Origin of the sequence: Nostoc sp. EspVER01, from assembly GCF_034530635.1 — a bacterium.
Lineage (GTDB): Bacteria > Cyanobacteriota > Cyanobacteriia > Cyanobacteriales > Nostocaceae > Nostoc.
Map to the genome: position 1 here is coordinate 73,133 of NZ_JAVRCS010000010.1, position 19,012 is coordinate 92,144.

At 40.2% G+C, this 19,012-nt stretch carries 16 protein-coding genes; 11 read left to right on the forward strand and 5 right to left on the reverse strand.

The features are described from left to right. Positions 1–102: 102 nt before the first annotated feature. Complete coding sequence (locus tag RMX69_RS11175) at positions 103–3,042, reverse strand: hypothetical protein (RefSeq protein ID WP_322637505.1); 2,940 nt, start codon at positions 3,040–3,042, stop codon at positions 103–105. Positions 3,043–3,521: 479 nt separating this feature from the next. On the opposite strand from RMX69_RS11175, the gene RMX69_RS11180 reads away from it, so the two are divergent. From RMX69_RS11180 to RMX69_RS11200, 5 genes are all read left to right on the forward strand, one after another. Further along, entirely contained in the window at positions 3,522–3,659 is a 138-nt protein-coding gene (locus RMX69_RS11180) for a hypothetical protein (RefSeq protein ID WP_322637506.1), read from the forward strand. Between the two features lie 63 nt (positions 3,660–3,722). Beyond that, positions 3,723–6,287, forward strand: a complete 2,565-nt coding sequence (locus tag RMX69_RS11185) for a GAF domain-containing protein (protein WP_322637507.1) — start codon at positions 3,723–3,725, stop codon at positions 6,285–6,287. Next, complete coding sequence (locus tag RMX69_RS11190) at positions 6,281–6,730, forward strand: response regulator (RefSeq protein ID WP_322637508.1); 450 nt, start codon at positions 6,281–6,283, stop codon at positions 6,728–6,730. The genes RMX69_RS11185 and RMX69_RS11190 overlap by 7 nt, the downstream gene beginning before the upstream one ends. Positions 6,731–6,735: 5 nt before the next feature. Then, positions 6,736–9,039: a response regulator gene (locus tag RMX69_RS11195; protein WP_322637509.1), complete on the forward strand. Its 2,304-nt coding sequence runs from the start codon at positions 6,736–6,738 to the stop codon at positions 9,037–9,039. A gap of 228 nt (positions 9,040–9,267) precedes the next feature. Further along, positions 9,268–10,272, forward strand: a complete 1,005-nt coding sequence (locus RMX69_RS11200) for a zinc-binding dehydrogenase (RefSeq protein ID WP_322637510.1) — start codon at positions 9,268–9,270, stop codon at positions 10,270–10,272. A 254-nt stretch (positions 10,273–10,526) separates the two neighbouring features. On the opposite strand, the gene ychF is transcribed toward RMX69_RS11200, so the two are convergent. From ychF to yidD, 3 genes are all read right to left on the reverse strand, one after another. Continuing rightward, positions 10,527–11,618 carry a redox-regulated ATPase YchF gene (ychF, locus tag RMX69_RS11205; protein ID WP_322637511.1) on the reverse strand — a complete coding sequence of 364 codons (1,092 nt, stop codon included), beginning with the start codon at positions 11,616–11,618 and terminating at the stop codon, positions 10,527–10,529. Between the two features lie 45 nt (positions 11,619–11,663). Continuing rightward, positions 11,664–11,861, reverse strand: coding sequence for a hypothetical protein (locus tag RMX69_RS11210; RefSeq protein WP_094348567.1), 198 nt, complete (start codon positions 11,859–11,861; stop codon positions 11,664–11,666). Positions 11,862–12,028: 167 nt separating this feature from the next. Beyond that, positions 12,029–12,265, reverse strand: coding sequence for a membrane protein insertion efficiency factor YidD (gene yidD, locus RMX69_RS11215; protein ID WP_251960177.1), 237 nt, complete (start codon positions 12,263–12,265; stop codon positions 12,029–12,031). Between the two features lie 61 nt (positions 12,266–12,326). On the opposite strand from yidD, the gene RMX69_RS11220 reads away from it, so the two are divergent. Next, positions 12,327–13,028 (forward strand): diacylglycerol/polyprenol kinase family protein, encoded by a 702-nt coding sequence (locus tag RMX69_RS11220; RefSeq protein ID WP_289796883.1) that lies wholly within the window; start codon positions 12,327–12,329, stop codon positions 13,026–13,028. A gap of 684 nt (positions 13,029–13,712) precedes the next feature. Here RMX69_RS11220 and RMX69_RS11225 read toward each other — a convergent pair. Beyond that, the gene (locus RMX69_RS11225; RefSeq protein ID WP_322637512.1) at positions 13,713–14,612 is read right to left on the reverse strand and encodes an alpha/beta fold hydrolase; all 900 of its coding nucleotides are present in this window, start codon (positions 14,610–14,612) and stop codon (positions 13,713–13,715) included. 447 nt (positions 14,613–15,059) lie between these two features. On the opposite strand from RMX69_RS11225, the gene RMX69_RS11230 reads away from it, so the two are divergent. From RMX69_RS11230 to RMX69_RS11250, 5 genes are all read left to right on the forward strand, one after another. Further along, complete coding sequence (locus RMX69_RS11230) at positions 15,060–15,614, forward strand: thioredoxin family protein (RefSeq protein WP_322637513.1); 555 nt, start codon at positions 15,060–15,062, stop codon at positions 15,612–15,614. Positions 15,615–15,685: 71 nt separating this feature from the next. Then, positions 15,686–16,414, forward strand: a complete 729-nt coding sequence (gene pyrH / locus RMX69_RS11235) for a UMP kinase (protein WP_194043342.1) — start codon at positions 15,686–15,688, stop codon at positions 16,412–16,414. After that, positions 16,401–16,949, forward strand: a complete 549-nt coding sequence (gene frr, locus RMX69_RS11240; protein WP_289796885.1) for a ribosome recycling factor — start codon at positions 16,401–16,403, stop codon at positions 16,947–16,949. Before pyrH ends, frr begins: the two co-directional genes overlap by 14 nt. A gap of 136 nt (positions 16,950–17,085) precedes the next feature. Next, positions 17,086–18,207, forward strand: a complete 1,122-nt coding sequence (locus RMX69_RS11245; protein ID WP_322637514.1) for a geranylgeranyl reductase family protein — start codon at positions 17,086–17,088, stop codon at positions 18,205–18,207. A 76-nt stretch (positions 18,208–18,283) separates the two neighbouring features. Next, positions 18,284–18,709, forward strand: a complete 426-nt coding sequence (locus tag RMX69_RS11250) for a hypothetical protein (protein WP_289796887.1) — start codon at positions 18,284–18,286, stop codon at positions 18,707–18,709. The last annotated feature ends 303 nt before the right edge of the window (positions 18,710–19,012 follow it).

A 19,012-nucleotide genomic window follows, 5' to 3' on the forward strand; every position in this document is an offset into this window, starting at 1 on the left:
CTTGGATTATACTGATTGTTTTTATATATTAAATTTATATTATTTAATCAAATAATCCAGGATAAATTTTTCTAATTTTAGCTTCCCTATTTATTTTTGTATTTAAAATCGATAACCACCTTGAATTTGCATATCAAGCCCATTCTCTCCCGTACCAATTTTAGATTGTATAAAAATATTATTATCTGTAAAATTATATCTAAAAATGGCTCCGTAGTTTAGACCAGATAATCGGGTATTTAAACCCACGTTTTTAGTAAAATAATTTTTAATATAAGCACCAACAGAGAAATTTCTACCAACTTTTTGCAAGCCTTCTAACTCATAAAAAAGGTTTTTACCTAACTCTAAGTTAGTATTAATATTTAAGCCTGTACTAGTGCTAACTTCACCACTAAACAGTGTTAAAAACTCACCATTGCTATTATCTTGAATAAAAGCTATTGCAGGCGCTAAGGAAAAACTTAGATGTTTTTCTTGATGATTAAAATAATAGCTGAATACAGTTGAAAAAGGATTATTGTTATTTGATGCACTATTCCAGTCAATTTTTAATGATGGTATGTGAGTATTGACAGCTACAGGTTTTTTATTTGAGTTTAACTGGACATGAGTTTTAATATAGTTAGCCAGAATACTGGCATATATACCCACAGATGGTTCTGCTAACCCTAAATTATTATTAGAAACTCCAGGCGCTGAGTTGGCATTTATATTAAACCAAGTTCCTAAGCTAGCACTATAGTTTAAATCCCCAGCAGAACCCGCAGCTAATAATTCAACTGAAGGTAAAGATAGATAACCATCAAATTTTTTAAAACTCACACCTATACGATCGACTCTGGTGAGTTCAAAATAATCGAATGCTAAATCAAATGTGCGGACTGGAATTGGTACTATAGTGTTATCTTCGGAATTAAATCGTTGTACAAATTGTCGTCCTTGGGAGTTAGTCAAAATAACTTCAGCACCGCTAGATTCGTTAATAGGATTAATGTCAGTATTAGTCAAAGGCATCTGATTTCCTATGAAAGTCAGAGGGCCAAATCTTTCATTAGAAAGTCTGAGGGTTGAAAAGAATGTATCCCCTGGATCTAAAAGTTCAACATCCCTTTGTAAAAATTGGACTGTGCGTTTATGATTTCCTGTTCTCAGTTCCAAAATACTAGAATTATTGGGAGTGATTTTACTCTGAATTGTCATACTTCCAGACACTTGCTCTAGATCGCTGGTTGCATTAGAATAAGCTAAAGTACGATTTAGTCTGTTGTTAATTTGTCTTCTTTGATTTGGTGTAGACTTTGTATTTAATTCAACAAAACCTTCTCCATTTTTAAAGCTTTCTCGTGCTTCTGCTAAACTTTCATTAATATTATCTATTTTAATGTATTCAAAGATTCCGCCTAATGCCAATCCTAAAGTAGAGTTAGCTGTTTGGATACTATCAATACTAAAGTCACTTAAATTAGCTGTAAGAGACAATCCTGGACTAGAAAAAATATTAGAATAACTAGCACTAATTTTTTCTTTATCATATTGAACAATAGTACGGTTATGAGGATAGTTAACATATAATCTATGCCAATTAGAAGTTTTTTGTGTCTCAGATAAAGTTTTAAATATGGGGTCTCTTTTGCCGAAAGATACCCAAGATAAAGAATTTAAATAAGACAAGTCTCTCTCAAGTGGCGTCAAGTAAGGATTAACTGCTAGATTTAATAAATCAAAATTATCAAATTCGCCTATCTGGGCAATCTTAACACCTGGTAGTGAAGAGACAGGAGCAGTAAAACCAAAACCTTCACCTGTCAAGATATTTCCCCATAAAATACCAGTCGCTTCTAGAACCCGATCAGGAATAATTTCGCCTAGTTTAAGTTGAACGCTTCCGCCATTTAGTAAAGGCTTTAAATTAGTAGTAGGAAAGGCTTGTAAAATTTTAGGTGTATTAGTAGCATCTAAAAAATCAAATAAAGATCCGCCACCATCATTACTAAAAGTGGAACCGCTTCCAATAATTGGTGTAGTATTTCCCAGAACTATGACATTAGGATCGTTAAGATTAATTCCGCTATTAATTATTACTTTACCAGCAGGTATTCCTTCAGGATTAATTAGTTCTCCTGCTAGAGAAAGTATAGAAAAATCTTGAATTTCAGCTCCGCCGACTAATTCATCAAAATTCACAGGTAAAGTACTAATATTTTGCAATCCCCAAAATCCTTGGGTTGATGTCATATTTTGGGTAGTGTAAGTTTCAGAAGCTCTACCTTGGGCAAGAATACCAGCTTGTCTACCTTTAGTCTCAATTACTAATCTATTGTTATCGAGAACCCAGTAAAACTGGTCGTCCTTGGGAAATTTAGCATGAGTAAATTTATCAATAAACTGATTGTCTCCAGAAAATCTGATATTTAAATCTGTATCTATATAATTTTCGTCTTCATTTGGTTTAAATAATTGAGGTTTAAAAGTCAGGTTATCTGTTGGATTAACAATCCAAGAATACCGATTGGAACTTGCTGTCAGAGCATCAATAATTATTTTCTTTTGGATTACTTGTTGTTGTTTTTTTGTTCGACGTAGTTTTTCTATTAGTATTTGTTGCTGGGGTGTGTATGGTTTTGATGGATTTGAATTTGATGGTTTAATTGTATCTGGCTGAGGCTTTTCTTCATCCTCTTCAGGTAGCTTGGGAGGTTTGTCTTTGTATTCTTCAATTGGGATAACGTCAGCAATGATGAATTGGCGTAATTGTTTTGGTTTCTCTAGGTTAGAGTTAGACTTTTTTAAAGCCTGTTTTAACAGTTCTTGCCTTGGTAAGTTATTTGTTTTTTGATCGGAATTTATTAATGACTTGTTATGAGTAGCGATTAAATCAATATTGTTTTGCCTGTTTATGCTTAAAGCGATCGCAGGTAATTTAATAAATACAATTTTGTATAGAATCGTTGAATACAATAAACAAATTCCAAGAATTTTTACATTTTTTTTGAATCTCATTAGGGAGATATTGATACCTTTTCGATTTGGATTTTTCAATGTTTTCAGAATAAAATTTTTGGCGATTCAAACTATTGAACATTGGCTAATGTCAAAAATTAACCATTATTTAATACTTAGTCTTTGAATTTATTATTGATTTATTTGATTCGAGGAATTCAACAGTGTTTCAGTAAATATAGGTAGTCAAAAAAGCTTGATTTTTTATCCTGGCGCAAAGAATAAAATAGGATTAAGCAGATTTACTGCAACAAGAGTGTAATTCTTGAGCAAAAATTCAACCTCAGCAAAATCACCACAGCTCAAAAATCGAGCAATAATTTAGCCGTATAAATACGTAATCAAAGGCGCTTAACTTCAAAAATGGAGTAAAAAATATACTTCAGACTACTCGCTACAGTCTTTAAATTTGATACACTTCAGCAACTGCCAGATTACTACTGCTGTTTGCTAGCGGAGTTTATTTATACATTCGCAGTACACTGATTGAGCGAATTAAGAATACCCTTAGCCATGTAGTGCAAATACTAGAGCGATATATCACAATTAGCCTTTGTGCATCAATGCTGATATTTGAGCTAATTAATGCTGATGCAGATAAATTTCACATTAATGTAAAAGCCAGTATTCCTGAGAATCCCGACACAGTAGAATAAGCTATTCTTGAGACAATCACGCTGCTGACTGGATATCACATTTAGATTTATTAAAAAAAGTTAATGAAACCTAAACATATTGATACAGAAGTAGCGAGGTTAGAAGCCCTCCGCCAGTATCAAATTCTTGACACAGAACCTGAAGAAGCCTACGACAATCTTGCTCAGTTAGCGGCCTTTATTTGTGGCACTCCCATATCCTTGGTAAATTTTATTGATGAAAACCGTCAATGGTTTAAGGCAAAAATAGGTTTAGACGTATCAGAAATGCCCCGGAGTGTTGGATTATCTTATCTTTGCCAAGAGCAGCGTAATGTTGTGGTGGTTCCTGATACTCTAGCTGATGAGAAGCTGGCAAATAATCCGGTAGTAACTGGCTATCCATATATACGGTTTTATGCAGGTGTACCCTTAATTACTCCGCAGGGAGATATGTTAGGAACTCTGTGTGCGATTGACCAAGTTCCACGACAACTAAGCCAAAAACAAGTGGAGGCTTTTGTGGGTTTGAGTCGCCTGGTAATCGACCAACTTGAACTCAGGCGTCATGTAAGTGAGGTATCTAAAGTTACTGAGAAACTAGTGGCACAAGAGCAAGCAACCCGCGCCCAATCTGAAGCTGCCAAAACCCGCATCACCAATCTTCTCGAAAGTATCACTGATGGTTTTTTTGCTCTAGATCAAAAGTGGCAATTCACCTATATTAATAATCAAGCAGAACGGCTGTTGCAAAAAACTCACAATGAGCTTTTAGGTAAAAACATCTGGGAGGTGTTTCCAGAAATTATCGGCACAACATTTGATTGTGAATATCGCAGGGCAATCTTAGAACAGGTTAGTGTCGAATTTGAGGAGTTGTATCTGCCACAGCAACAATGGCTTAAAGTTCACGCCTATCCGGCAAAAGACGGCTTGTCTGTTTATTTTCAAGATGTTACTGAACGACGGAAAACAGCAGAAGCACTACGAGAAAGTGAAGAACGTTGGCAATTAGCATTACATGGTAATAATGATGGTATTTGGGATTGGAACCTCAAGACTAATGAAGTGTTCTTCTCAACTCGATGGAAGGAAATGCTCGGCTATAAAGACTACGAAGTTTCCAACCGTTGGGACGAATGGATAAAACGAATCCATCCCGATGAGCGAGATTGGGTACTTCAGGCTTTCCAAGACCACTTTGCCAAGAAAACACCGTTTTACGTCTGTGAATATCGAGTCCAGTGCCAAGACGGCAGCTATAAATGGATCCTAGATCGAGGACAGGCACTTTGGGACGCATTGGGTGATATAGTACGGATGGTTGGTTCTTATACTGATATCACAGATCGCAAGCGGGCAGATGAAGAATTAAAGCGGCAAAATTTGCGATCGCAATTATTAGCCGAAATCACCCTAAAAATTCGAGAATCTTTACAAATAGATGAAATTCTTCAAACCGCTGTCACAGAGGTACAAAAATTACTGCAAGCTGACCGAGTGTTAATTTTTCGAGTGGAACCTGACGGTTCGGGAACAGTATTACAAGAGGCAGTGCTGCCTGGTTGGCCGGTAATTCTAGGAGAAAATCTTTTTGACCCCTCCTTCAAAGAAGACTATATAGAAAGATATCGCCAGGGAAAAGTCAGCGCCCTTGAAGACATTGAAACTGCTGATATCCAACCATGCCATCGAGAATTTCTTCAGCGGTTTGCTGTCAAGGCTAATCTGGTAGTGCCGATTATTGTCAGGGACGATATTTGGGGCTTATTGCTAGCTCATCAGTGTGACGCACCTCGACAGTGGAATCAGTTTGAGATGGATTTGTTACAGCAACTAGCGAACCAAATTGGGATTGCTTTATCTCAGGCAAAACTATTAGAAAAACAAACCCAGCAAAGTCAGGGACTTGCTCATTCTAATGCGGAATTAGAACAGTTTGCCTACGTGGCTTCCCATGATTTGCAAGAGCCATTGCGGATGGTAACTAGTTATTTACAACTGCTGGAGCGGAGATATAAAAACCAACTGGATGCCAATGCCGATCAGTTTATTGCCTATGCAGTAGATGGGGCCAGCCGGATGCAGACCCTAATCAACGATTTGTTAAACTATTCCCGCGTCAGCACCCGTGGACAGCCTTTTGTGCCAGTTGATTGTAGTGTTGTCTTAAAACAGGTGCTTGCTAATCTTCAAGTTGCGATCGCAGATCGAAAGGCAGTTGTCACCTACGATACTCTACCTCAAGTGATGGCTGATGCTACCCAATTGGCACAAGTATTTCAAAACCTGATTGCCAACGCGATCAAATTTTGCGATCGTCAACAGCCATTAATTCACGTTGGAGTAAGTAAGAGAGATGCAGATATATTAGATGGAAAAAATTTAAATTTTACCCCCTCGGAGGATGAATGGTTGTTCTGGGTGCGTGATAATGGAATTGGTTTAGAATCCCAATATAATGAGCGTATTTTTATAATTTTTCAGCGCTTACACGGTAGAGACAAGTATCCAGGTACTGGAATTGGTCTGGCAATTTGTAAGAAAATTATCGAACGCCACGGCGGCCGGATCTGGGTTGAGTCGAAACCGGGTCAAGGCTCGACTTTCTACTTCACAATTCCAGATAGAGTAGGTAAGCAATGGTAAACACCATAACAGCGATTATGCCTATTGAGGTTTTGTTAGTAGAGGATAATCCTGGCGATGTCCAACTTACACGCATCGCTCTAGAAGATAGTAAAATCTCAATTCACTTAAACGTAGTCGAGGATGGTGTAGAGGCAATGGCATTCTTGCGAAAACAGGGAAAATATGCTAAATTACCTCATCCAGATATTGTACTGCTCGATTTTAACCTTCCGAAAAAAGATGGACGAGAGGTATTAGCAGAAATAAAAGGAGATGAAAACCTTAAACGAATTCCTGTAGTAGTTTTGACGACTTCCCAAGCTGAAGAAGATATCCTCAAAGCCTATAATCTTTTTGCCAACTGTTATATAACCAAGCCAGTAGATTTCGATCAATTCGTTGAAATTGTCCAATCAATAGAAAATTTTTGGTTTGCGATCGTAAAACTGCCACCGGAGTAGTGGAAATGGCAGGTAAAAATATTATTAAAGTCTTGTTAGTAGAAGACAACCCTGGTGATGTCTTATTGTTACAAGAGTTATTTAAGGAAGTTACCACAGTTGTAGTTGAGTTAATGCCCGTTGAACGGCTTTATGAAGCAGTCAACTACCTAACAAACGAAACTTTTGATGTTATTTTATTAGACCTCTCGCTGCCAGATAGTCAGGGATTACAAACCTTTGTCATCGCTCACAATCAGGCAAAAGCAACTCCAATTATTGTACTGACGGGTATAAATGATGAAACCTTGGCAACTAGCGCAATGCAACAAGGAGCGCAAGATTATTTAGTAAAGGGGCAAGTAACTGGTGACTTACTGGTGCGATCTATGCGTTATGCCATCGAACGCCAACGGGCAGACAACGCACTGCGGCAGAGCGAGGAGCGATTTCGGGTTGCTCTCAAAAACTCTCCAATCTTTGTCTACAACCAGGATAAAGATTTACGGTACACCTGGGTTTACAATCCCCCATCTGGATTGACAGTTGAGAAAATATTGGGCAAACAAGACTTAGATATCATTCCAGTAGAAGATGCTCAACATTTGATCGCAATTAAACGTGGAGTCCTGACTACAGGCATCGGAACGCGAGAGGAAGTATCAATTACCATCAAAGATACAACGCGATATTACGATTTAACTGTCGAGCCACTACGGAATGAAACCCAAGAAATTGTCGGGGTGACATGCGCCAGTATAGATATTAGCGAACGACAAGCTGCACTACGCGAACGGCAAGCCGCACTATGCGAACGCAAATTGGCAGAAGAAAAAATTCGCGAACAAGCAGCATTACTAGATGTCACTACAGATGCCATTTGCGTCCGAGATTTAAACAATCAAATTATCTTCTGGAACAAAGGTGCAGAAACACTTTACGGCTGGCAAGCTACAGAGGCTTGGGGTAAAAATGCTAGTGAGCTTTTGTATGACGAACCTTCACCGGAAATTGAAGCGGCTTTATTACAAGCCATTAGTAAAGGCAAGTGGCAGGGCGAATTAACAAAACTTACTAAAATGAACAAAGAAGTCCTTGTGGCTAGTCGCTGGACTCTGGTATGCGATGAACAAGGAAAACCCAAATCAATTCTCACCGTTGACACAGATATTACCGAGAAAAAGCACCTAGAAGCCCAATTGTTTCGCGCTCAACGCCTGGAAAGTATTGGCACTTTAGCTAGTGGTATTGCTCACGACCTCAACAACATCCTGACACCGATTTTGGCAGGAGCGCAACTGCTACCGCTAAAATTTCCTAATGCAGATGAGCGGACTCGTCATCTCCTAGAAATTTTAGAAATTAACGCTAGACGCGGTGCTGATTTAGTCAAACAGGTACTGTCCTTTGCGCGGGGTGTAGAAGGGAAGCACATCACTTTGCAACTCAGACATATAATTGTGGAAATTGCCAAGATTCTTAAAGAGACATTTCCCAAATCGATAGAAATCAGCACTAATATACCGCAAGATTTGTGGATGGTTTCTGGAGATAGTACCCAACTGCATCAAGTGCTGATGAACCTCTGCGTTAACGCCCGTGATGCTATGTCCAATGGTGGTACTTTGAGTATCTCTGCCGAAAATATGTTGATTGATGCAAATTATGCCCGCATGAACCTAGAAGCCAAAGAGGGGCCTTACATAGTGATTACTGTCTCCGATAGTGGAGTTGGGATTCCTAAAGAAATGCTAGATAGAATTTTCGAGCCATTCTTTACTACAAAAGATGTCGGACAGGGCACTGGTTTAGGACTTTCCACAGTATTGGGAATCGTTAAAAGTCACGGAGGTTTTGTGAACGTGTATAGTGAACCGGAAAGTGGCACTAGCTTTAAGGTTTACTTGCCAGCAGTGGGGGGAATAGAAACACGCAGCCACGAAAATTTGCCATCACAGACAGGACATGGAGAATTGATTTTGGTTGTGGATGATGAAGCCGCCATTCAAGAGATTACAACAACATCATTAGAAGCTCACAACTACAAAATTTTAGTTGCCAGTGATGGTATTGAAGCGATCGCGCTATATGCTCAAAATAGAGACAAAATTAGTGCCGTACTCATGGATATTATGCTGCCCTCACTGGATGGTTTAACAGCCATGCGTACCTTGCAAAAAATCAACCCCCAAGTCAGAATTATCGCCAGCAGTGGACTGATGTCTGACAATAAGCTCAGTGCAGTAGCAGCTATTGGTGTCAATACATTTTTGTCAAAGCCCTATACTGTCAACGAATTATTGCTTTCTTTACAGAAAGTACTATCGTAAGTCAACTAATTACGTAAGTATACATTAGGTGTGAGTACAAAAAATTGCTTTATTGATGTGGGTGCAAATTCCGAGGAGGCATCATAGCTGGTTGCTAGAGGAACTCAGAGGACAAGAATCATCGTTCATTCTAGACATGATAAAGGTTTAAATGTACAGACCAGGACTAAGATTTAGGAGTAGCAGTTGGTAAGTAAGATTTAAACTGATACCAATCCTTTGGAAATAATGATGAACCCCAAGACTTATAAAAAACTAGTTGTCAAACAGTTGAGCCGAGATTTTAGAAGCGCTGTCGATATTGTTGAAGCTGATTTTCCTATACCTGCTCCTAATGAGATTGTCGTGCGTAATCTGTTTGCCGGAGTGAATGCTTCCGATGTCAATATTGCTGCTGGGGCGTATTTTGTAAATACACCACCATTCGATGTAGGAGTTGAAGCTGCATCTGTTGTCGTTGCTCTTGGTAAGAATGTACAGCATCTGAACATAGGCGATCATGTTATTACTTTTCAAATAGGAGGTGGATACCGGGAGTATTTTGCAATTGATGCTACTCAAGTTATTCCAATTAAAGAAGCGACTCCAGAAATCCTGACTGTTGTGGCTAGCGGTATAACAGCTGCAATTGGTTTAGAAGTTGTTGGAGAAATCAAAAGCAGTGATGTGGTATTGGTAACAGCCGCAGCGGGTGGTACGGGTAGTTATGCTGTCCAACTCGCCTTGCTTGCAGGTACTCATGTGATTGGAATATGCAGCTCGCAAGCAAAAGTTGAATTTCTCAAGCAGCTTGGCTGTCATCGAGCGATTAATTACTCTCAAGAAAATCTTGATGAAGTTCTCAAAAAAGAATATCCCCAAGGCGTTGACTTAGTTTATGAATGCGTTGGGAGTGAGTTGTTTGATATATGTGTTGATAACCTAGCACGGCGCGGGAGATTAGTTATTGTCGGATATATTTCTGAATACTTATCATCAGAACTAGAGTTGGTAAACCGTCCGAGAATATACAACAAATTACTATGGAAATCAGCCTCACTACGCGGCTTTCTCTTCGTTGACTATTCAGAATATTTACAAGAGAAACAATCTCGACTGATGGAATTATTATCGACAGGTAAAATTAAACCTGCTGTTGATTCAACAGAATTCAGAGGAATAGAGTCTATTGTTGACGCTGTGGAATACTTATATAGTGGTCAAAATTGCGGTAAAGTTATCGTTCGTTTTTAACAACAATTATCAACCTATACACTACTCATAAAAACTAATAACTGACTAATGACCCTAAAAAGCGCTATCCAAAAGGGGAGCGCCTTTCATTTTATTTGACCTAATTACTGATTGCAACTATATTTTGGGTAAAGCTTGTTTATTTGCGATCGCCAAACGCATATATCGAATACTTTGTCAATATTTTTATAGCGATCGCAACTTAGTGTAGGTTGACCATTATCTTATCGATAACGGCCACCCATTAATTACCCCTACACATTAAATCGGAACAACATTACATCCCCTTCCTGCACAACATACTCTTTCCCTTCACTGCGAACTAACCCTTTCTCCTTCGCCGCATTCATCGAACCAGTTGTTACCAAATCTTTATAAGCAACAGTTTCGGCGCGAATAAATCCCCGCTCAAAATCACTGTGGATTACACCAGCAGCTTGAGGTGCAGACATTCCCGCATTAATTGTCCAAGCGCGGGTTTCTTTGGGTCCACTAGTGAAATATGTCCGTAAACCTAAAAGTGTGTAAGTTGCCCGAATCAATGATTTCAAACCGCCTTCTTCCACACCTAAAGACGCCAGAAAATCAGCTTTATCTTCCTCTGGTAATTCCACTAATTCAGCTTCAACTTGAGCCGAAACTATCACAACTTGGGCATTTTCTGTCGCTGCAATTTGCCGCACTGTTTCCACAAAATGATTACCAGTCGCCAACTCATCTTCAGATACATTCGCAGCGTAGATAATCGGTTTATAAGTGAGCAGTTCTAATCCTTTAATAATTTCTGTTTCTTCTTCATTCAAGCTCACCTGACGCACCGATTTACCTTCATTTAAAGCCGCAGCTAATTTTTCTAAAACTGTGATTTCAAACTGTGCATCTTTGCTGGTACGAGCTAGTTTACGAGTACGATCAATTCGCCGTTCAATTTGTGCTAAATCTGATAAACCCAGTTCTATATTAATGATTTCAATATCTCGCGCTGGATCGACAGAACCAGCAACGTGGATAATATCGTCATTGTCAAAACAACGTACCACATGGACGATCGCATCAACTTCCCGGATGTGGGACAGGAATTGATTCCCTAATCCCTCACCCTGACTTGCACCTTTAACTAAACCGGCAATATCTACAAATTCAACCCGCGCCGGGATAGTTTGTGCCGAACTGGCAATCTTAGCAAGAACATTTAACCGTTCATCCGGTACTGCGACAACGCCGACATTCGGTTCAATCGTGCAAAAAGGGAAGTTAGCTGCTTCAGCTTTGGCATTAGCAACTACAGCATTAAATAAAGTAGATTTTCCGACGTTGGGAAGTCCGACAATTCCGGCTCTTAGCATTTTAGATTTTAGATTTGAGATTTTGGATTACATTACCAAGGTAATCTAAACAGGTTCCGGTATGGTTTGGGGAATTGGCCCTGGAACAGTCTGAGGAATGGGAGCAGGTACTGGTTCTGGTACAGGCCCCGGTAATGGTTGAGGAATCGCTGGCCCCGGTACAGGTTCGGGACTAGGTAACGGACTCGGCCCAGGAGTAGGAATTTGTGGTTCAGGTATAGAAATCGCAGTAGGATTAATCATCGTAAGTCCAAATTAAATTATTCAACCTTCCCACGCTAGATGACAACCTCATCTGTTGACATCTCCCCAAATAGCTATACCCACGAACACATCCTTTAATAATTTACCCCTCCTCTCATTCTCTGCTTCCCTCCGCGCCCCTTTGCGTTTAAACTCTAATCCTCAAACTACTCCTCCTTCACCTTTTCCACCACCTCTGGCACTGGATCGTAACCACCTGGATGAAACGGATGACACCGCAAAATCCGCCGAGTTGCCATCCAGCCACCACGTAACACTCCAAATCGTTCAATAGCTTCAATAGCATACATCGAACAAGTTGGTTGAAAGCGACAAGTCGGGAGAAACAACGGCGAGATAAACATTCGGTAGCCCCGAATCAGCCAAATAAATAATAATTTCATTGCAGCTACCCAAATCTTATAAATTAGTAACAGGGGTAAAACTTTTCATTTTGTTGCATCTTTGTTAATTACATTTTCTGACTTCACCTCAATTCCGGTTTTATGGCTGCAAATTGCGATAGCTGCAATTTGGGTGTTACTCATCCTTCTAATTGCAGGGGTGGTAAACCGCTTTGCCGACAAGCCAGAAATCGTGCGGAAGATAGTTCATATAGGCACTGGTAATGTGATTTTAATCGCTTGGTGGCTAAATATTCCTGCTAGCGTAGGGATTACAGCTTCTATTTTAGCGAGTGCAATCACCTTATTATCCTACCGATTACCCATTCTTCCTGGTATTAATAGTGTTGGCCGCCAAAGTTTAGGGACATTTTTTTACTCTGTCAGTTTCGGTATTTTAGTCGCCTGGTTCTGGTACTTGCAACAACCCCAGTACGCAGCACTCGGAATTTTGACAATGACTTGGGGAGATGGATTAGCAGCCTTAATTGGGCAACGCTTTGGTAAACATAAGTATAAAGTTTTTGGGACAGAAAAAAGTTGGGAAGGCTCCCTAACTATGATGCTCGTTAGCTATGTCGTCAGTAGTTTGATTTTAGTTGGAACTCAAGGAAACAGTTGGCAAACTTGGGCGATATCGCTGATAGTGGCAGTTATAGCTACTGCTTTAGAGGCTGTTTCATTTTTAGGTATTGACAATTTGACAGTTCCCTTGGGTAGTGCAGCACTTGCCTTCTTTTTAAGTCAGTTAGTCTTGAGTTAGTAATTGCCTTGAATACTATTCCTAATTGAGCAAACAAGAGATAGCGCCAAAAATTTATCCTTAGTACTTTTTTAAACGCAGAGGAACACAGAGTTAAACGCAAAGGTACGCAGAGTTTTGCCAAAGTTAATTCGCTATGAATTAGAGAAATATTGTACTTAGTTAATAAAAATAGTACTTCTCAGTTGAGTCCAATACGGGTAATACCAAATCTATGTGAGCCTGCATAGAATAATTACCTTGTCCAGCATGGAGCTTCAAGTGTGTTATTCTGTGCATCTTCATAGAGAATTGGTATTACCACTGAAGAGTTGTTGAAAAAGTACACTTCCGGTAAACGTAACTTTGCTGGGGCTGTGGTAATTAGAGAAAGAGGATATGGGCGCAACTATTATGTTTGATGGTACTCGCCAAAGTGGCCCCTACTTTGGAGAGTGGAAATCCATCAGCAAGTAAGGGAGCAGGTTGAATAAAAAACTTGATAGCATTGAGTTTTTCTATAATCCACTCAATAGATATTCCTTCAATTTCTTCCTGAATTTCCGTAGGAATATTAGCGAAGAAATCATATCGGTATAAAAAAAGTGGTAGAAAGTTAATTTTTCATATCGGCTCAATCAACAAAAAATAAATCTTTTGGAATATATTCGATACACCCATTAGGTAAAAATTGAGCCGAGTCTATTACCGCGATCGCTCCAAAATCCAATCGAGTAAAATCGGATTGACTAACTCCGGCGCTTCATCTTGCGGGCAATGCCCCACTCCCTCTAAAGGAATAAACTTTTCTACTTGCCCAAAGTTAGCTAATTCTCTCCCTAACTTAATTGGTTCCCACGGATCGGCTGTTCCCCACAAAATAATTGCCGGACACTGTAACAGTGGTAAAAGGTCTTCTGGTAGTGGTCCTGTAGAATAAGAAGTAAAAGCAAGAAACACAGCCCCAGCCCCCTGATCGCTTGCTGGTGACATCAAAATATCTACCAACTCATCTGTCACCATCTCAGGATTCGAGTATGCTTGCAGGAGAATTTTCCGCACCGTTTTCGGTTTGGCGAGTTGATTGAAAAAGAAATTACCAACTGGTTTGATAGATAACAAGCGTTGTAGTACAGGCGCTCCGTAACGACGAGAGAAAGGTAAAGTTACCCGTTTGCGATCGTGCAACAGCCGTAAAGAACAGTTGAGCAAAGCAACTCCCAAGGCAATATCTGGGTTACTTACTGCTGCTTGCATAGCGACAATACAGCCAATGGAATTTCCGACTAAAAAAGCTGGCTCACCCACTACTTCACGGCAAAAATCTGCTACTTGCTGTCCCCAGGTTTCTAATGTGTAGTTAATTTGTTCACCAGGTTGAGGTTTTGCAGAAGCCCCAAAACCAATCAAATCGATCGCATAAACACGGCAATTTTCCGCTAATACAGGAATATTTTTTCGCCAGTGCCACCAAGAAGCGCCAAATCCATGCACTAGGACAACAGCTGGCCCTGTAGTTCCTTGGGTTTGATAGCAGATCGGAAAATCTTGCCAAATCCAGGTTTTTGTAGAGTTAAGTGCTGTTTTTGAACTTGAGGTTGTCATGGAAAATTTGATGATAACAAGGGTATAAAGGCTTTCAACAGCAAGGCACAAGTAAAATTGTTTTTAATTTGGATAAAATTTATCAGATTTTCAAAATAAATCTTTTGCTCTAGTGATAGCCTATACATATACCACGAAAGCTTCTAAGCTGATAGTTTTATCCAGTATAGAGTTTTCATTTTATTGATAGAAGTAATTTACTCACAACTAAGATTATGTCAGTATTAAAAATCATAACGTTTCTAATGTGAGTAATATTTTGGCTATTTTTTAGATGTGAGCGAATTAGCATCAGTGCTAGATTCAGTAGTTTCACAATTTACGATCGCAAATTTGGTCTATAAGATTGGCGAATATGAGGCATCGGCTAAGGGGTGGTTTGCAACTGGAAACTGACGCTGAATTTAACAATATTTTTCTTGTTCCTAGTTCTGCGAGCCAGAAATCATGAATTTACTAGAAACAATTGATACTCCCATTGGGAGCTACGCACCGGATTTTGAACTGCCAGGAATTGATGGTCAAGTACACCATCTCAGGCGTTATCTTGAGAAGTTCCGAGCAGTCGGCGTTATTTCTATGTGTAACCACTGCCCTTATGTCGAGCGGTATTTAGGCAGGCTAAAAAACGTTCAAGCCGAATTTGCTCTAAAAGGCTTCACACTAATTGGACTAAATGGTAGTAATGTTGACTACGACACTAGGTCAAGCTTTGAAAATATGAAAGCTTTTGCCCTGCGTCACCAGTTGAATTTCCCTTACCTGTGGGATTCAACGCAAGATGTGACCGGTAGTTTCGGCGCAACAAAAACCCCAACGGCCTTTCTCATAGACACAAATGGTATAGTCCGTTACAAAGGTAAAATTGATAATCATCCCCAAGATCCATTATCAGTGGGAGAGGATTATTTGAGAACTGCGATCGCTTCCCTATTTAAAGGTGAAGAAATAGCTATACCACAAACAGAACCAGTAGGGACTACATTGATTTGGCGTAACTAGACAAAGATAGTCCCTGTAACTGTTATCTTAAATTGGAGGCAATTGCAACTTTTTTGATAAAGCGGAACTTCATGGGAACGAATTACCGACGGGTTTTACTCAAACTGAGCGGTGAAGCCTTAATGGGCAACATGGGCTATGGCATTGATCCCGAAGTGGTCAAAGGAATAGCAGAAGAATTAGCAGAGGTGATAGCCACTGGTACTCAAATCGCCATAGTTGTTGGCGGCGGCAATATTTTTCGTGGCGTCAAAGCAGCGTCGGCGGGGATGGACAGGGCAACCGCTGACTATATCGGGATGATTGCCACGGTAATGAATGCCATGACGCTGCAAGATTCGCTAGAACGCATAGGAGTACAGACGCGAGTACAAACCGCGATCGCTATGCAAGAATTAGCAGAACCATATATCCGTCGTCGTGCCATCCGTCATCTTGAAAAAGGACGGGTGGTAATTTTTGGTGCTGGTTCTGGAAATCCCTTTTTTACTACAGATACGACTGCGGCATTAAGAGCCGCAGAAATCGATGCTGAGGTGATTTTTAAAGCCACCAAAGTAGATGGAGTCTATGATGCCGATCCTCATATTTATCCTGACGCCAAGCGTTACAATAGCTTAACCTACGCGCACGTTTTAGCCCAAGATTTGCGGGTGATGGATAGTACTGCGATCGCCTTGTGTAAAGAAAATAATATCCCAATTCTGGTATTTGACCTAACGGTGCGAGGAAATATCCACCGAGCAGTCTTGGGAGAATCCATCGGCACCCTTGTGGGAGGTTCTTGTGAAATTAGCTGAAGCTGAAAGTACGATGCAAAAAACCGTTGAGGCAACTCAACGAGCTTTTAACTCGATTCGCACTGGTCGCGCCAATGCGAGTCTATTAGATAAGGTATTGGTGGACTATTACGGTTCGCCTACTTCCTTAAAATCACTGGCAAATATTAGCACGCCGGATGCTACGACGATCTTAATTCAACCCTACGAGCGCAACACCCTAAACATCATTGAGAAAGCTATTTCCCTCTCAGATGTGGGTTTAACACCCAGTAATGACGGTTCTGTAATCCGATTGAATATTCCGCCCTTAACCAGCGAACGCCGTAAAGAATTCGTCAAAATGGCATCCAAGTATGCTGAAGAAGGTCGTGTTGCTATTCGTAACATTCGCCGCGATGCCATAGACGCCATTCGCAAACAGGAGAAAGCCTCCGAAATCTCCAAAGATGAATCAAAAGACCAACAAGACAACTTGCAAAAACTAACAAACGAATACACTGCCAAAATAGACTCACTGTTGGCAGAAAAAGAAAAAGACATCACGACTGTTTAAAGTCTCAAGTCTGAGTATAAAGGCTGAAGAATGATGGATAAATTCTTCAGCCTTTATCATTTATTAGGTATTTAACAAAAATTGATTGAGTATCTCAATAGAAAATAAACTAATTCTGGAGCAAAAATTCAGCCTTATGTACGACTGCATCATTGTCGGCGCTGGGCCAGCTGGTGGAACAGCCGCATATCATTTAGCCAAACAAGGTCGCTCAGTATTAGTCTTAGAAAAAGAATCCCTGCCAAGATATAAACCTTGTGGTGGTGGTGTATCTCCAGCGATCGCTCAATGGTTTGACTTTGATTTTAGCCCAGTAATTTCTGTAAAAGCCGACTCCCTTCGCTTTACCTGGAAATTAGGCGATCCCGTGGAGGCAAATATCGCCACCAAAGAACCAATCTGGATGGTGCGACGAGATATTTTTGACCATTTCCTAGTGCAGCAAGGACAGAAGCAAGGCGCTGAACTACGAGATAATACGGAAGTAACGGGTATTGAATTTAAAAGTGACTATTGGCAAGTTAACACACCCAATGGCCCAGTTACAAGTCGCTACTTAATTGCGGCTGATGGTGCTAAAGGACCAATGGCAAAATGGCTCGGCTTTAAAGACCGTAAACGGCGTTTAGCAGCAGCTTTGGAAGCAGAAATTCCCGCAACTGTCAAGGATAAATCTACAATTCACTTCGAGTTTGGCTTGGTAAAAAATGGCTACATTTGGAACTTCCCGAAGGCAGACGGTTATTCCATTGGTGTTGGTACGTTTATTGGTGGTCAATCCCAGGACTTTAAGAAAATTTTAGATGAGTACGCGCGATCGTTTAATGTAGATATCAAAACTGGTAAGCAGTATGGTTATCCCCTTTGCTTGTGGGATGGCAACCAAAAGTTGCATACTCAAAATGCAGTTTTAGCTGGGGAAGCTGCTTGTGTAGTCGATCCAATGACAGCAGAAGGCATTCGTCCGTCAATTTTTAGCGGTTTGATTGCAGCAGGAGCCATTAATGAAGCACTTTCCGGTGATACCAACGCTTTAGAAAAATATAGCGAAGCCATTAATGAACAATGGGGTACTGAGATGGCTTGGGCGCAAAAATTAGGTGGAGCATTTTATCGCTTTCCAGGCATTGGCTACAAAGTTGGTGTTAAGCGCCCCTCTGGTGCGAAAATCATGGGTAAGATTCTGTGTGGAGAACTGCGCTATGGCGATGTTGCTAGTCGCGCTCTCAAGCGTTTAATTCCTGGTTTTGGAGGTTAATTAACCAAACAAGTTGCTTGAGCAACTTGTTAAAGGTGGGCAAACTTCCACCACTGTTTAATAGGGATTTCTCAATATGGCAATTTACTTGACAAAACGGCTATCTGTGTTCGCTAATATTCTTGCTCTTGTCCTGTTGATACCGGGAATTGCCTTAGCTGCACCCCTTCAAATCAATACTACTTCTGGTGTTATTTTCGCCCAAACTACAAAAACTGCAAGCTACTCCACCTCCTCGGAGATTAACCTGACTCCCCTACAACGCCAAGAACTCCAGGCTGTGTGTCAGAGAAGAAACAGGGAACTTGCGGCAGTGCTAACTTCATCCCAGCGTGACCAACTTAATCACAATCTCCGGGCTGGTAATAATATCAATCAAGCCCTAGAAAAGCTAAATTTGCAACCAGAACAGCAAGATTTGGTAAAGGCGATCGTGCAATTTACTAACTTGAAAATAAAGGCTGTCTCATCTAGACATTTGCTAAAAATAGGAGATAAGTAAAGGGTTCAATAATACTGGTAAATCGAGACTTAAACATTTTCAAGGGAGAAAGAAGCCTCAAGCTTATGTATGGGTAAGAGAAATACAGCAAATGCTCAAAAATGGCTGAAACTCATATATATCAAGAAACTCAGCAAAACGATGTCCAAATCATTCTGTGTATAGTTTTTAGGCTCTTTTTTGGTTATTTTTCGTCTGAGTCCCATTAACTTCTGCTCATAAGCTTCCCGTTGCTGCTGCTGAATTTCTTGTAAACTGTTAATGTACGGTTTCACCAAGTCTCTTGTTAAACCACCCGATACA

Excerpts from the sequence above, each read along its gene's own strand:
- RMX69_RS11185 (WP_322637507.1), top strand. The coding sequence starts at position 3,723 with ATGAAACCTAAACATATTGATACAGAAGTAGCGAGGTTAGAAGCCCTC.
- RMX69_RS11190 (WP_322637508.1), top strand. The coding sequence starts at position 6,281 with ATGGTAAACACCATAACAGCGATTATGCCTATTGAGGTTTTGTTAGTA.
- RMX69_RS11195 (WP_322637509.1), top strand. The coding sequence starts at position 6,736 with ATGGCAGGTAAAAATATTATTAAAGTCTTGTTAGTAGAAGACAACCCT.
- RMX69_RS11200 (WP_322637510.1), top strand. The coding sequence starts at position 9,268 with ATGATGAACCCCAAGACTTATAAAAAACTAGTTGTCAAACAGTTGAGC.
- ychF (WP_322637511.1), bottom strand. The coding sequence starts at position 11,618 with ATGCTAAGAGCCGGAATTGTCGGACTTCCCAACGTCGGAAAATCTACT.
- RMX69_RS11210 (WP_094348567.1), bottom strand. The coding sequence starts at position 11,861 with ATGATTAATCCTACTGCGATTTCTATACCTGAACCACAAATTCCTACT.
- yidD (WP_251960177.1), bottom strand. The coding sequence starts at position 12,265 with ATGAAATTATTATTTATTTGGCTGATTCGGGGCTACCGAATGTTTATC.
- RMX69_RS11225 (WP_322637512.1), bottom strand. The coding sequence starts at position 14,612 with ATGACAACCTCAAGTTCAAAAACAGCACTTAACTCTACAAAAACCTGG.
- RMX69_RS11230 (WP_322637513.1), top strand. The coding sequence starts at position 15,060 with ATGAATTTACTAGAAACAATTGATACTCCCATTGGGAGCTACGCACCG.
- pyrH (WP_194043342.1), top strand. The coding sequence starts at position 15,686 with ATGGGAACGAATTACCGACGGGTTTTACTCAAACTGAGCGGTGAAGCC.
- RMX69_RS11245 (WP_322637514.1), top strand. The coding sequence starts at position 17,086 with ATGTACGACTGCATCATTGTCGGCGCTGGGCCAGCTGGTGGAACAGCC.
- RMX69_RS11250 (WP_289796887.1), top strand. The coding sequence starts at position 18,284 with ATGGCAATTTACTTGACAAAACGGCTATCTGTGTTCGCTAATATTCTT.